Origin of the sequence: Nocardia sp. NPDC002869 (genome assembly GCF_046764065.1) — a bacterium.
GTDB classification, from domain to species: Bacteria; Actinomycetota; Actinomycetes; order Mycobacteriales; family Mycobacteriaceae; genus Nocardia; species Nocardia rhamnosiphila.
Genome location: NZ_JBKOOL010000161.1, coordinates 1 through 13,311, shown reverse-complemented (window position 1 = coordinate 13,311; position 13,311 = coordinate 1). Strand labels below are relative to the sequence as shown.

12 protein-coding genes and 1 riboswitch are annotated in these 13,311 nt (G+C 68.7%); of the genes, 7 read left to right on the top strand and 5 right to left on the bottom strand.

Going from position 1 to position 13,311, the window contains the following annotated elements:
* A partial coding sequence (locus ACLML9_RS23615) for a hypothetical protein (RefSeq protein ID WP_411947574.1) occupies nt 1-1,022 on the bottom strand: 1,022 nt, incomplete at its 3' end.
* 350 nt (nt 1,023-1,372) lie between these two features.
* On the opposite strand from ACLML9_RS23615, the gene ACLML9_RS23610 reads away from it, so the two are divergent.
* The 6 genes from ACLML9_RS23610 to ACLML9_RS23585 all read left to right on the top strand — a co-directional run bounded on the left by ACLML9_RS23610 (nt 1,373) and on the right by ACLML9_RS23585 (nt 4,773).
* Entirely contained in the window at nt 1,373-1,573 is a 201-nt protein-coding gene (locus ACLML9_RS23610; RefSeq protein WP_411947573.1) for a hypothetical protein, read from the top strand.
* A gap of 1 nt (nt 1,574) precedes the next feature.
* Entirely contained in the window at nt 1,575-2,189 is a 615-nt protein-coding gene (locus tag ACLML9_RS23605; RefSeq protein ID WP_411947572.1) for a hypothetical protein, read from the top strand.
* Between the two features lie 36 nt (nt 2,190-2,225).
* Nucleotides 2,226-2,531, top strand: coding sequence for a hypothetical protein (locus ACLML9_RS23600; RefSeq protein WP_411947575.1), 306 nt, complete (start codon nt 2,226-2,228; stop codon nt 2,529-2,531).
* The gene (locus ACLML9_RS23595) at nt 2,528-3,274 is read left to right on the top strand and encodes a histidine phosphatase family protein (RefSeq protein ID WP_411947571.1); all 747 of its coding nucleotides are present in this window, start codon (nt 2,528-2,530) and stop codon (nt 3,272-3,274) included. Before ACLML9_RS23600 ends, ACLML9_RS23595 begins: the two co-directional genes overlap by 4 nt.
* Nucleotides 3,275-3,342: 68 nt before the next feature.
* A riboswitch (FMN riboswitch) is annotated at nt 3,343-3,508 on the top strand.
* Between the two features lie 77 nt (nt 3,509-3,585).
* On the top strand, nt 3,586-4,032 hold the full coding sequence (locus ACLML9_RS23590; RefSeq protein ID WP_356953882.1) for a 6,7-dimethyl-8-ribityllumazine synthase: 447 nt from the start codon (nt 3,586-3,588) through the stop codon (nt 4,030-4,032).
* A 282-nt stretch (nt 4,033-4,314) separates the two neighbouring features.
* Entirely contained in the window at nt 4,315-4,773 is a 459-nt protein-coding gene (locus tag ACLML9_RS23585; protein WP_411947570.1) for an SRPBCC family protein, read from the top strand.
* A gap of 563 nt (nt 4,774-5,336) precedes the next feature.
* On the opposite strand, the gene ACLML9_RS23580 is transcribed toward ACLML9_RS23585, so the two are convergent.
* The 3 genes from ACLML9_RS23580 to ACLML9_RS23570 form a co-directional block, all read right to left on the bottom strand.
* A complete protein-coding gene (locus ACLML9_RS23580; protein ID WP_411947569.1) occupies nt 5,337-6,248 on the bottom strand; it encodes a D-alanyl-D-alanine carboxypeptidase family protein in 912 nt (303 codons plus the stop codon).
* A 120-nt stretch (nt 6,249-6,368) separates the two neighbouring features.
* Entirely contained in the window at nt 6,369-6,734 is a 366-nt protein-coding gene (locus ACLML9_RS23575) for a hypothetical protein (protein ID WP_411947568.1), read from the bottom strand.
* Nucleotides 6,735-7,040: 306 nt separating this feature from the next.
* A complete protein-coding gene (locus tag ACLML9_RS23570) occupies nt 7,041-8,045 on the bottom strand; it encodes a helix-turn-helix transcriptional regulator (protein ID WP_411947567.1) in 1,005 nt (334 codons plus the stop codon).
* A gap of 63 nt (nt 8,046-8,108) precedes the next feature.
* On the opposite strand from ACLML9_RS23570, the gene ACLML9_RS23565 reads away from it, so the two are divergent.
* Nucleotides 8,109-10,355 carry an ATP-binding cassette domain-containing protein gene (locus tag ACLML9_RS23565; RefSeq protein ID WP_411947566.1) on the top strand — a complete coding sequence of 749 codons (2,247 nt, stop codon included), beginning with the start codon at nt 8,109-8,111 and terminating at the stop codon, nt 10,353-10,355.
* Nucleotides 10,356-11,051: 696 nt separating this feature from the next.
* Here the strand turns inward: ACLML9_RS23565 and ligA are convergent.
* Complete coding sequence (gene ligA, locus ACLML9_RS23560) at nt 11,052-13,043, bottom strand: NAD-dependent DNA ligase LigA (RefSeq protein ID WP_411947565.1); 1,992 nt, start codon at nt 13,041-13,043, stop codon at nt 11,052-11,054.
* Between the last annotated feature and the right edge of the window lie 268 nt (nt 13,044-13,311).

Sequence of the window (13,311 nt, the reverse complement as noted above, 5' to 3'; positions counted from 1 at the left end):
CCCCAGTAGGGGCTGGGCTGGCCAGGGCGATACTCGTCGGCGGCCAGGTACACCGGCCCCACTCCACCCCAGACCGCGAAACCCATCCGCAGGGTGGCCGGAATCGGATCGACGAGTTCGAACGCGTCGAGGACCGCGGCCTGGTCGGTGGTCGGTATCGCAAACCAGCTTCCGGTTGCGAAGCGCTTGACCGGTCCGATGGCCTCGGACCGCTGCTTCCTCCGGATCAGCCGCAGCAGCGTCATCACATCGGCGTGTGGCAAGTCCGCCCAACCGAACTCGGCGAGCACGCCCAGCGCTCCGCGGCGCGCCGGAGAGCTGGACCGGCGGACCGCGTACAACACCTCGGCCATACCCGGGCCCAGCTCGGCAAGCTGACGGATGGCGCCGTGCGGAACCCAGTCCAGCGTGCTGGTCGTCATCTCCAGCAGCACCGGCAGATGCCGGCATCGCTGCGCCGGAATGAGTTCCGCGGACTCGCGGCAACTCCAGCAGTACACGTAGGCATCCGGAAACGCGGTGAGATCGAGCAGCGGAATCCGCCGGTGCACGCCGAGCACCGCCAACACCCGGTCCTGGTAGTCCCCCGCCGCGCGGACGGCCGCGTCCAACAGTTCGTCACCGATGATCGAGCCCGCGCGCCGCAGGACCTCGGTGCAGTCACGCCAGGCGTAGGTGTGGGCGTCCGACGCCAGCACCCGCAGCGCGACGTCCGCCTGAGGGTGTTCGTCCCAATGGCGGCGGCCCACCAGCACGTCCCAGGTGCGGCGTCGCAGGCTCGCGTCGTAATCGGTGAGCAACCGCTGGAAATGCTCGCGGTCGAGACGGGCCACCAATTCAGTACCCAAATCGTCCCAGCCCGTATGCCGCGCAAGGCGATCCACCGCCTCCCACACCATGCGCCGGGTCCGCACGTCGCCGCCGGTCAACAGCTCCGGCACCGCCGGATCCGGACGATAGGTCTTGATCAACTCCTCCGGCGCGACCCGCCCGGCCAGCAGCGCCCCCAAACTCACACCCACCCAAGCAAGCTAACCCGATCCACCGACAAGTTTCGCACTCCCGAGCGGCCTACGTGGTCATGAAAAATGCGAACGCTCAGCCAGGCGCCATAGCCGTCGGGTCCCGCAGCCGGCACATTCGTCAGACGCGCCCGCACGTCTGAAACTTTCTGTCGGGACCGGACTTTCTCACCGGCGAACATTCGATTCGGCAATAGCCGGGGGCACAGCGTCACGAGCGTGCGTCGCCTGGTTCAGCTTCTGTCGCAGTACTCGGCAGCAGAGTCATGCGACCGCCCGGACCCCGCAGGAACGGGATCGGTCGAAGAAATTGCCGTCCGGACGAAGTATTTCGGGGGCAGCATGGGGTGGTGGTCGACGACAACACCGCGCAGACGAACTGGCCAGAGCTTTTGCTGTTGGGTTCGGAGATGTTCAGCAAATGGGGATTCAGAGACGGCGAAATCCTGTACTACTGGCTCGAGTGGGCGAGAGAGGCCGGATGCGACGTGGGGCCGGTGGTGTTGCCTCGGATGCCCGACCGCGTGGACCTGCACCGTCGATCTCCATGAAGTGCTGGCCGACCTGATCGAAAAGTACCTGATACCTGTGATTCCCGGTGAATTCACCGGGCAGTCCCGTCTGACCACCATCCACAACCCGGTTCTGGCTCTGATCGCGAATTTGGGCACCGCTGATCGCCAATTCCGACAGCGAGTCGCCCGCAAGGTGATCGCCAATTTCGACACCACCCGGTCGATACTGTTGCGTCCCAGCGGTACCCTGCTGACCTCCCGCAGCCAGTCAGAGCGTCAGAGTTCCGAAGGGGTCGACTGGCAGGGGTGCTGTCGAGATTGGCGAACACCAAATCGAGCGGTGCCGGAATTCGCGACCAACGTGGTGTCGGGATCCGCGATCAGAACCACGGTTCGCGTGCTCACCTGGCGAGGAGGGGGCTGGGCTGGCTCAGCGCCCGCGGAGGTGGAGGATCTCGCGGTGTGGGTACCCGGAGCTGCGGTAATCGCGGCGATCAGGCGTCACGAGGACACAACGGCTATCGACAGCGCGGCACCGGATCTCGTGCTTTCGGCCCGGGATTTGTTTTCCTTGTTCGGATTCGATGACGGCGATCTGCTCCAGGGCTGGCTGGCAAACGCCGCGGCGGCGGGTTGCGACGTGCATCGGTAGTGGTGCGCCGACTGCTCGGTCGAGCGGCTATGGGCAATAGCCAGGCTCGACGAAATCGCCCGCGCCGAGGCGCTGTTCCCCCTGACCCCGGGACGCTTCGGCCGCCCCGGGGCCCCGCACTGGGTGGATCCGGTGCTCGTGGGCGATATCGAGTACCGCGAGTACACCGGCGAAGGGCTCCGGCATCCGAGTTGGCGGGGCCTGCGCACCGACAAGACCCCCGGACGAGGTGGGGATGCCCGCGTAATGATGGATCCGCGTTTCGCGATCGGCCCGGTCTCCGCCGCGGTATCCCGGAAATTCCGGCACCACGGCGTCTCCCGGTACATCCTCTGGGTATGAGTACGCAGCCGCCAAACGACGCCGAAACATCCGGTGCGCCCGAATATTCCGCTACGCATCTCGACAACCCGAGCCGCCGCCTGATCTACGCCGTCCGGCACGGCCAGAGCACGATCAATGCCGGTATCCGGCCCGCGCCCCCCGCCGAAGCCGACGATATGGTCATCGAGTTGACCGATCTCGGAAAGCGCCAGGCGGTCGCCCTCGGGCGATGGGCTGCCGCGCTGCCGCCGGAGCAGCTTCCGGAAATCGTCCTGTGCTCCCCGTATCGCCGGGCCGTGCAGACCTGGCAACTCGCGGAAGCCGAACTCCGGGCGGCCGGCGTAGCGCTACCCCGCCGGGTGACCGACCCGCGCCTGTACGACCGGTTCCGCGGCACACTGGCCCATATTCCCGTCTCGGAGGTCCGGGAGCGCTACCCCGAGCAGTACGCGGCCGAACAGGCCGACCCGCTCGGCTACCGGCCGCCCGGCGGCGAATCCTTCCACGATGTCGCCGCCCGGATGACGGGGGTGCTCGATCGCATCGCCGCCGATACCCGGCATCACCGGGTACTCATCGTCGCGCACGACGCGGTGATCCTGCTGCTGCGTCGCCTGCTCGAGCACCTCGACGACGCCGGGACACTCGCCGTCGCCGCCCAGGGACTGGCCGGAAACGCGTCGGTCACCGCGTGGGCGGAGGAGGCCGGCGACTACCGGCTGCTGTACTACGACCACCGCGCGCATCTCCCGCACACATAATCGTCCGGGGCCGGGTGGACAGCCGCCGGGTTGTCCCGGGGGCGCGGCATTGTTACTGTCCGTTTCGTACACGTTCTCAGGGCGGGGTGGAATTCCCCACCGGCGGTCATGGCATCCGGTCGGATCCGGTGCACGAGCCCGCGAGCGCCACGGTGTCCTCGGACGCCGTGGGTCGAGCAGATTCCGGTGTGATCCCGGAGCCGACGGTCACAGTCCGGATGAAAGAGAACGCGGCACCGGAGTGCCCGCCCGCGGGTGTCTCCTGTTCGCGTCGTCATGCCCTGGGTGACACAGCGAGCAGGAGGAACAGAATGTCACCCACCCCGAACCGCATCGCACTCGTCGCCGCCCGGTGGCACGCCGAGATCGTCGACCGGGCCGTCGCGGCCTGCCGAGCCGGGCTCACCGAACGCGGCATCGTCGATATCGAGGTGTTCGAAGTACCCGGCGCCTTCGAAATCCCGTTGCGGATCAAACAATTGGCCACCACGGGCCGCTACGCGGGTATTGCGGGCTGCGCCTTGGTGGTGGACGGCGGTATCTACCGGCACGACTTCGTGGCGGCGACCGTGGTGGACGCGCTGATGCGGATACAGCTCGACACCGATGTACCGGTCTTCTCGGCGGTTCTGACCCCGCATCACTTCCACGAACACGCCGAGCATCTGGAGTACTTCACCCGCCACTTCGAGATCAAGGGCGCGGAACTGGCCGCCGCCATCGCGGCCACGGTGACCGCGGCCCCGATCCCCGTCTGACCCCGCATATCGGACGCCGCCGGGTGGGCCGACCCCGGCGGCGTTCCGGTCATCCGACGAGCCGCTCGTGGCCTGCGCCGCCAGGTCGCCCTTCACCCGCCGCGGCGGACGCAACCCGCTGGTCGCGAGCTTCCTGGCATCCGCGGAGGAGCATCTCCGCCGGGGCAACGCCGCCGCGCACTGAGCACCCGGGGGCGGCTCGACCGCCTCGCTTCCTATCCTGGAAGGACACGCGTAGTTCCTGGTCACCGAGACGAAGCCACCGCGAACACAGGAGCACCCATGGCCACTCTCCACTTCACGGAAACGACCGACGCGACACCCGAACAGTTCGTCGCCGCGCTCACCGATTTCGGGCCGGGCCGCGAGGAACTGTTCGGGAACAGCACGGACAAATACCTCGAGGTGCACACCCGCGGCCCCACCGAAGCGGACGTCACGGAGGGATCGCACGGAATCTGGGAACGCCTGCACTACGACTGGTCGAATCCGCACCGGGTGGTCATGACGACCACCGACTCCAACCTGTGGGGCGGCCGCTCCGGCCACACCTACCAGTTCACACCCCGCCCGGACGGGAAGACCGAGGTGGATGTCGTCGTGGTCCGCGAGGGTAAGAATGTGGCCGGCCGGGCGCTGGGAGCCGTGGTCGGGTCGGTCGGCCGAGGCATGCTGCGGAATGCATTCCACAAGACGGTCGCGGCAGTCGAAGCCCGCGCCAACGGAACACCACAGAGCTGAAAGGCGTCTACCGGCGCAGGCCGGATCCCAGCCGGGCGAGGGACCGGACGGTTCGTTGTCCGCCGCGCACCGGCTACCCCGCTGTGCCACGGTGTAGAAGCCCGGCCCGGCTACCGGCCTGTCACGACACACCCACCTCCCCCTGCGGGCGTGTGCGACGGACCAGGTTGTCCGGTGCGAGGATGCGGCCGATCTCGTCCGGGGTGAGCAGTCCGGCGTCGACGGCCAGTTCGGGGATCGTCGAATCCGAAGTAACCCCCGCGCCGCGAGCGCCGTCGCGGCCTCGTATCCGATATGCGGGTTCAGGGCGGTGACCAGGCCGACCGAGCGCTCCACAGTGGACCGCATCCGGTCGACATCCGGGTGATCCCTCGGATACAGCGGGCGGTGAGGGTCTCGACGGGCAACACGGTGAGTATGGCGGGATTCGTGGCATTGCTACCGGCCGAGGGCCCGGTGGGCCCCAGTTGCTGCGCGTCGCGGCCGTGGCCGCCGGTGGCCTGGTACTCCTGGCCGGCGCCGCGGTCCTCCTCCTTCGGAACCGAGCGCGGAGGCCCGCCCGGTCAGCCGACCGGCGACCCACTGAGGATCGGCACGAAACCCCAGTCCATGAGGCGTGCGGCGTCGCCCGCCGCGGCGGCCAGGTCGTCGGGTGAGCTGTTCAGCACCACACCGATCAACCGCTGCGCACCCCGGGAGGCTTCGAACAACAGGCAGGTCCCGGCAGCGTCCGTGGACCCGGTTTTGATCCCGGTGGTGCCCGGATAATCACGGAGCAGCCCGTTGGTGGTCTCCCAGACGTGGTCCCGGTTGGCGGGACCGGCGGGCAGGTGGTGGACCTGCGATCCGACGATTTCCCGGAAGACCGGATCGGCCATCGCGTGCCGGCCGAGCCGTACCAGCTCCGCCGGAGTGGAGTACGTGGCGAAATCATCGGGGACCGGCAGGCCGCTGGGATCGCTGAAATGCGTGTTCGGCATCCCCAGCCGCTGCGCCGTGGCGTTCATCCGGGCAATGAAAGCGTCCTGACCCGGTCCGAATGCCTCGGCCAGGGCATAGGCGGCGTCGCAGCCCGAAGGCAGCATCATCGCGTACAGCAGCTGACGCGCGGTCAGCACCTCGCCGGGAACCAGACCGGCGGTACTACCGCCGTATGTGGCCGCATAGTCGACGGCCGCTCGCGGCACCGTGACCGGACGCTCGAGATCACCCGATTCGAGTACGACCGCCGCCGTCATCACCTTGGTGATACTGGCGATCGGGACGCGGATATCCGGCTGCCGCGACCACACGATCAATCCGGTACCGGCCTCCGCCAGCGCCGCCGCCGGCGCCCGCACTCCCTCCGGTTGCAGTGTCAGCGGAAACGGAAGCTGAGCCGAGCCGCCGGGAACCGGGGCCGCCGCAGCGGTGGGCGCGAAAACGACGAGTATTCCGGCGACGGCCGCCGTCAGTACACGGACATAGGTTCGCATCGCCACATTGTGGCGGCCGACCTCCTCGAACAGCGGGATTTGCGAGGGGAGTCGCGGTTGCTCACCCGGCCGGCCGGGACCGGACGCGGCAACCCCCGGCCGCGACGGCGCGCGGAGCCGTCAGGCGTCCTGCCTGATCTCCGCGAAGCTCGCCCACTGGACCTCGGCGATATCGTTCGCCTCGTCGTTGAAGGTCGTATCGATCCACTCGAGGATCTGGTCCTCCACTTTCCGCAATACGGACTCCGGCGCATCGACCGGGGAGGTCATCTCCAGCGCGAAGTAGGTGCGGTCACCCGGATCCTCGCCGGGGTGCTCCTCGGCCCATTCCAGGTGCATCCGCTGTTCACCCTCGGCCTTCGGCGCCAGTTCTGTTCTCGCCTCGGCGAATTCGGGAAACTTCGCCAGTTCGCCGGCCGCGGCCGACCGCACGGAATCGGCTTGCGCGGGTGTGCAGTACAGCTGGACAACCAGATAGCTACTCACGCTACCGGCCACATCCTCTCGGTTGATCGCATGACAGTGCCGCTCGTCCACCGCACCGGTGAACTCGCGTGCACGGCAGCATATCCCGGCCCCCCGCCGTCGGCGTCGGCTTTCGCGACAGCGGTCGGCATGCGTGGCGCGACGATCGATCGCATCGATCAGCGAGCTTGCATCCAGTACGAACCACCGTCCGCGCCGCCCAGCAGAATCGGCGCATCCGCGTGGGCGTGACCGCCAAGCGCTCGGGGAATGGATCCTGCTGTCACCGCCCTCGACTCGAACAGCTACGTTCCGGCGAGTGACCGCTCAGCCGGACCGATGCGGCCGGTCGTCGTCGCGCCGGGTGTCCGGCCGGTCGGCGACCGCCGCGAGCAGGCGCCGCGCGAAGGTTTCGAACCCGGCCAGGAAGGCGGCGGGCGCGGTCACGGTGAAACCGGTGTCGAGGAAGGCGAGTGCGCCGAGCAGCCACTGCCAGGTGTCCAGCCGGACCGTGACAGCGGTATGCCGGTCGTCGTGCGCGGCGATCTCGGCATGCTGGTAGGCGAGCACATCCGCGACCCGGTCCGGCGGGGCGGCGACCAGCAGATCGACACGTTGCTTGCCGATATCGAGGCCACGCTGCAGGTAGTCGACAGCGGAATCGGCCGGGAGCGGGCGCGGCTCGTACCGGGCGCCGGTACGCAGCAACTCGCCGACACGGTCCACCCGGAACACCCGCCAATCCGCCCGACCGGTATCCCAGGCGAGCAGGTACCAGCGCAGGTGCTGATGGATCTGCCGATAGGGGTGGACCCGCCGGGAACTCGTCGCACCGTGGACGTCGGTGTAGGTGAAGGTCACGATCTCCCGGTCCGCGCTCGCGGCGGCCAGGGCCGCGAGGTGTTCCGGCGACACCCCGGGCGCGACCCGCCGGCCCGTGTCCAGACCGGCGCGGATCGCCGACACCCGGGGTCGCAGCCGGGCGGGCAGGAACTGGTCGATCTTGCCGTAGGCGCGGGTCGCGGCGTCGTCGAGCCCGCCGGCGGTCGCGGGGCCGGTGGCGCCGAGCGCGGCCAGGCCGAGCAGGGTGGCGATCGCCTCGTCGTCGTCGAGGAGCAGGGGTGGCATCGTGCGCCCGGCTCGGAGCCGGTAATAGCCGCCCGGGCCCGGACGGGTCTCGACCGGATAGCCGTAACCGCGCAGCCGCTCGATATCCCGGCGCAGTGTGCGGGGGCTGCTACCGAGCCGGCGGGCCAGGTCCTCACCCGAGTAGGCGCTTCCGGTCTGCAACGTCGACAACAGCGCCAGCATTCGTTCGGTCACATCCGCCACCGGTCCGATTCTTCCGGGAATCGCGGTCAGAAACCGGCCGCATCTGTCCATAGCGTCGAATTCATGGCTACGAGCAGCATCACCATCCGCGGCGCGCGCACCCACAATCTGGCCGGTCTCGACCTCGATATCCCCCGCCACCGGCTGGTCGTCTTCGTCGGCCGCTCCGGCTCCGGTAAATCGTCCCTGGTTTTCGACACCGTGGCGGCGGAGGCCGGCTTCCAGCTCAACGAGACCTATCCGCCATTCGTGCGCAACCGGTTGCCGAAGTGGCCGCGGCCGCCCGTCGACCGGATCGACGGGGTGTCGCCGGTGGTGGTGATCGATCAGCGGCGCATCGGCGGCAACTCCCGCTCGACGGTCGGCACGATCACCGACACCTGGACTCATCTGCGCCTGCTGTACTCCCGGATCGGGGAACCGTGCCTCGGGGAATCCGACCACTTCTCCTTCAACGAACCGGCGGGTATGTGCCGGGCCTGCGCCGGATTGGGCGAGGTCGTGGTGAGCGCCACCGAACGGTTCCTCGACCTCGACAAAAGCCTCGCCGGCGGCGCGATTCTGCTGCCCGGATTCGGCCACGGCGGCTACTGGTACGACCAGTACGCCGGAATCGGCGTCTTCGACCCGGACGTCCCGCTGCGGGAGTGGACGGAGACAGCGCGCGACGCGCTGCTGTACGGCGGCTCCGCCGCGGCCCGGCTCGGCCGCCGCCCGCCCAAGGACTACGAGGGAATCGTCGAGCGGTTCGAACGCATTCATCTGCACACCTCCGACAATCTGTCCGAGCGCAAACAGGAGACGATCCGCCGGTTCACCCGCTCCGAATGCTGTCCCGAATGCGGCGGTGACCGGCTGAACGACGCGTCACGCGCCGTCACCGTGCGGGGCCACACGATCGGTGAGCTGGCCCGCATGGAGGTCGGCGAGCTCGCCGGATTCGTCGCGACCATCAGGGCGCCACAGGTCGCGCCGGTGGTCGAGGCGCTCTGCGCCCGGCTGGACGCGATGACCACCATCGGCCTCGGTTACCTCACCCTCGGCCGGGGCACCACGACACTGTCCGGGGGCGAATCCCAACGGATCAAAACGGTGAAACACCTGGGTTCCAGCCTCATCGAAATGACCTATGTGGTCGACGAACCAACCGTCGGCCTGCATCCCACGGATGTGGAGTCGATGACCCGACTGCTCGCCCGGCTCCGCGACAGCGGTAACAGCGTGCTGGTCGTCGAACACGATCCCGCCGTGATGGCGTGCGCCGATCAGATCGTGGAACTCGGTCCCGGCGCCGGCTCCGAAGGGGGCCGGCTGGTTTTCCAGGGCACGTTCACCGATCTGTGCGCCGCCGGGACACCGACCGCGCGGGCACTGGCGCGGCAGCACGACACCGCACGCCGGGAGCCCCGGCAGGCGACCGGCAAACTCACCGTGGCCGAGGCGTACCGCAACAACCTGCGCGGCGTCACCGTCGATATCCCGACCGGCGTGCTGACCGTGCTCACCGGGGTCGCGGGCTCCGGGAAAACCAGTCTGGCCGCCGAATTCGCCGCCCGGCACGAGACGATAGCGCTCGACCAGAAACCGGTGAGCGCCACGCGCCGATCCACTCCGCTCACCTATACCGGCATCGCTCCCGCCATCCGCAAACTCTTCGCCCGGCGCAACCGGGTGCCCGCGGCATTGTTCAGCGCCAACTCCGCGGGCGGTTGCCCGGACTGCGGCGGACTCGGTGTCGTCTATACCGATCTCGCGTTCCTCGACGGCCAGGAAACCGTCTGCGACACCTGCCACGGGCGACGCTTCACCCCGGAGGCCCTCTCCTACACCGTCGACGGCCTGTCCATCGCCGATATCGACGAGCTCACCGTCGCCGAGGCCCTCGAGCGACTGCCCGAGCCGGCGATCACCCGGGGCCTGGAACGGCTCGCCGAAGTCGGGCTCGGATACCTACGGCTGGGCGAGCCGCTGAGCGGATTGTCCGGCGGCGAATGCCAGCGGGTCAAGATCGCCCGGGAACTCCGGGAAGCCACCGGGCCCGCGGTGTATCTGCTGGACGAACCGACCACCGGCCTGCACCCGGCCGATATCGAAACACTGCTGCGGGTGCTCGACGCCCTCGCGGACGCCGGCCATACCGTAGTCGTCATCGAGCACAACCTCGAGGTGATCCGGCACGCGGACTGGCTGATCGACCTCGGCCCGGGCCCGGGCAGGCACGGCGGTACGGTCCTCTTCGAAGGACCGGTGGCCCACTACACCGGGCACGCGACACCGACCTCGCGGGCGCTCGATGGTCTTGCGCAGTGACCGGCCGGTCGAGCTTCTCGTGAATGCGTCGACTCGGAGCTATCCGACTCCACGCCCCAGGGGATCGATGGGCGCTGTTGATGTGACAGCAGACCGGCGACGCCGGCGAGCAGGACAGCGCAGGCGGACACCGCGCTGATCCCTACCGCCGGCGAGGTGTGATCGATCAACCAGCCGGTGACCGGGCCGGTGATACCCGCACCCAGTGCCATCGAGGAGTCGTACATTCCGTTGACGACTCCACGGGACTGCTCCGGTGAAAGCGTTAAGCGCTTCGGACCCCGCGGCCACCGGCGGAGCACACCTCAGTCCGGCCGGGAGAAGCAACAGCATGTAGGACCACCAGGGTCCGGCGAGGCTCAGGGGGAGTGTGGCAAGACCGAGCAGCAGTTCCAGTGCCGCCCGCGCGGTCATCGGCGCCCCGCCCTGCTTCGACTCCCACTCCGGTGAACAGCCGATAGCGGCAGAGGTACGTATCCGCGCGCGGCCGAGTTGTTTGCCGGCATGTCCTATCCCGCGCTCGCGCAGGGCCGCCATCGACTCAGAGCAGTACGCCTTCATTGACGTTCTCAGCGATGAGAATCCGGTGCGCCCGCTCGATGGGGAAACGCCCTCCTGCCTTGTTCACACGCCGGTAGCGGTCGTTGCTCGACCCGGAACACCGGACCCTCCAGGCGTGGCCCACCGGGTGCAGATTCACACGACTCCCGAGGAGACAAGCAGCTTCCAGATGTCGCCTTGATCGACGACCTCGACACCGAGTTTCTCCGCCTTGGCCAGCTTGCTGTCACCGACGCCGGCGCCGGTGATGAGCAGGTCGGTGTTCGCCGACACCGAAGATGCCACCGTCGCGCCGGCCTTCTCGCACAGGCGCTGGAACGTCGGGCGGGCAACCTTTTCCCCCGAGCGCGGGTCGCTGATCGCGCCGGTGATCACCACCGTCTTACCATCCAGCGGCGCGCCGGCCGCGACCACCGGCGGGAGATCCTCGTCGAGTACGTCCAGCGAGACGCCGGCAGACCGTAGCCGCTGCAGTTCCGGACGCAGCCGGGTGAGGTGTTCGACCAGCGAAGCCGCGACCTTCGGGCCGATGTCCTCCACAGCCACGAGTCGGTCCTCACCCGCGTCGGCGACCTCTTCCAGAGAACGGAATCCCGCGCGGGCCAGACGGGCGGCGGTACCTTCGGAGGCCATCGGGATCGCCAGGCCGATCAGCGCGCGGCGCAGGCCCACCCGGCGGGCGGCGTCGACCGAGTCGATCATGCGCGCGGCCGAGGTCTCGCCGATACGGTCGAACTCGAGCAGGCGCTCGGTGGTCAGCGTGTAGAAGTCCGAAGGACGCTCCAGGATGCCCGCTTCGGCCAAACGCTCGATCCACACCTGGCCGAATGCCTCGATATCGGCCGCCGACCGCGACGCCCAGTGGATGAGCCTGCGTACCGTCTGCGCGGGACAGGCGACGTTGGTGCAGAACAGTTCCCGGCTGTTGCCCTGTTCGGTCACCGGCTGTCCGCAGGACGGACAACCGGTGGGCGGCACGATCGCACGCTCGGCGCCGGTACGTTTCGAGGCGTCGAGCACACCGGCCACGAACGGGATCACATCCCCCGCGCGGCGTACCAGCACGGTGTCGCCGACCTTGATATCGCGGGCGCGGATCACCTGCTGATTGGCCAGTGTCGCCTTCGTGACCGTGGTGCCGCCCACGAACACCGGCTCCAGCCAGGCGACCGGAACGATCTTGCCGGTCTTGCCGACATCCCAGACCACCTCGTTGAGCAGTGTGGTCTTCTCCTCGGCGGCGAACTTGAACGCGAGCGCGCCCCGCGGGCTGTTGGACCGGGTCCCGGCCGCGGCGTAGGCGTCGCGGTCGGCCAGTCGCAGCACCGCGCCGTCGATGTCGTAGTCCAGGTCGTTGCGACCCTGTTCGATCACGGTGATCGCCGCCTGCGCCTGCTCGTCATCGGCGCACACCCGCATCTGCGCCCCCGCGATCCCCAGCGCCCGCAGCCCCTCGGCCAGGTCGGCCGCGGCGCCGCCGGCGGAGGTGTCGAGATCGAACCCGAAGAACCGCAGCCGCCGCTGCGCGACCGTGGCCGGATCCTTCGCCCGCAGTGTGCCCGCCGCGGCATTGCGCGGATTGATCAGCGGCTTGTCCGGGTGCGCGGTGTTGTAGGCGAGGAAGGTCGATCGCAGCATCACCGCCTCACCGCGCACCTCCACCCGCCCCGGGACGTCGATCCGGTCGGGCACCCCGTCGACCAACGCGCGGACCAGTACCGTCACATCGTCACCGGTGGTGCCGTCACCGCGGGTCACGGCACGCACCAACCGCCCGTCCTCGAACACCAGGGCCAGGGACAAACCGTCGAGCTTCGGCATCACCACCACCGACTGCCCGGGAAACCGATCGAAGAACGCCGCGACCTGATCCGGGGTGGTCGCCTTCTCGAGCGACAACATCGGCCGCGAATGCCGGATCGGGGCGTGCAGCACGGCGGGCGCCCCGACCTGCTCCAAGGGGTTCGGATCGGGTGCGAGGTCGGGGTGCGCCTCGATCAGGCCCCGTAGCTCGTCCTCGATCGCATCGTATTCCGCGTCGGCGACCAGCGGCGAGCCGCGGTAATAGGCGTCCCGCAGCGCCACCACACGGTCCGCGAGCTCTTGGATGCGTTCACCGGTTTCCACGAGCCAGACGCTACCGAGCCCCACCGACACCCCGGTGGGCAGAGTGGTGGCAGCGCACACCCGCCCGGCACGGCACACCTGCCCCGATCCGGCTTCAGCGCGCGCACAGTGGTTCCCGGTGCGACCGAGGCGTGCGGTGCACCGCTCAGGGGGTGCGGACGATCCGCCCGAACACCGTGCCGAGATCCATCCGGCGATGGGCTTCGGAAGCGTGTTCCAACGGCAGGATCTCGTGCACGACGGTGGGCAGTTCGCCGCGGGCGGCGGC

Coding starts and splice junctions, on each gene's coding strand:
- ACLML9_RS23595 (WP_411947571.1), top strand. CDS start 2,528: ATGAGTACGCAGCCGCCAAACGACGCCGAAACATCCGGTGCGCCCGAA.
- ACLML9_RS23590 (WP_356953882.1), top strand. CDS start 3,586: ATGTCACCCACCCCGAACCGCATCGCACTCGTCGCCGCCCGGTGGCAC.
- ACLML9_RS23585 (WP_411947570.1), top strand. CDS start 4,315: ATGGCCACTCTCCACTTCACGGAAACGACCGACGCGACACCCGAACAG.
- ACLML9_RS23580 (WP_411947569.1), bottom strand. CDS start 6,248: ATGCGAACCTATGTCCGTGTACTGACGGCGGCCGTCGCCGGAATACTC.
- ACLML9_RS23565 (WP_411947566.1), top strand. CDS start 8,109: ATGGCTACGAGCAGCATCACCATCCGCGGCGCGCGCACCCACAATCTG.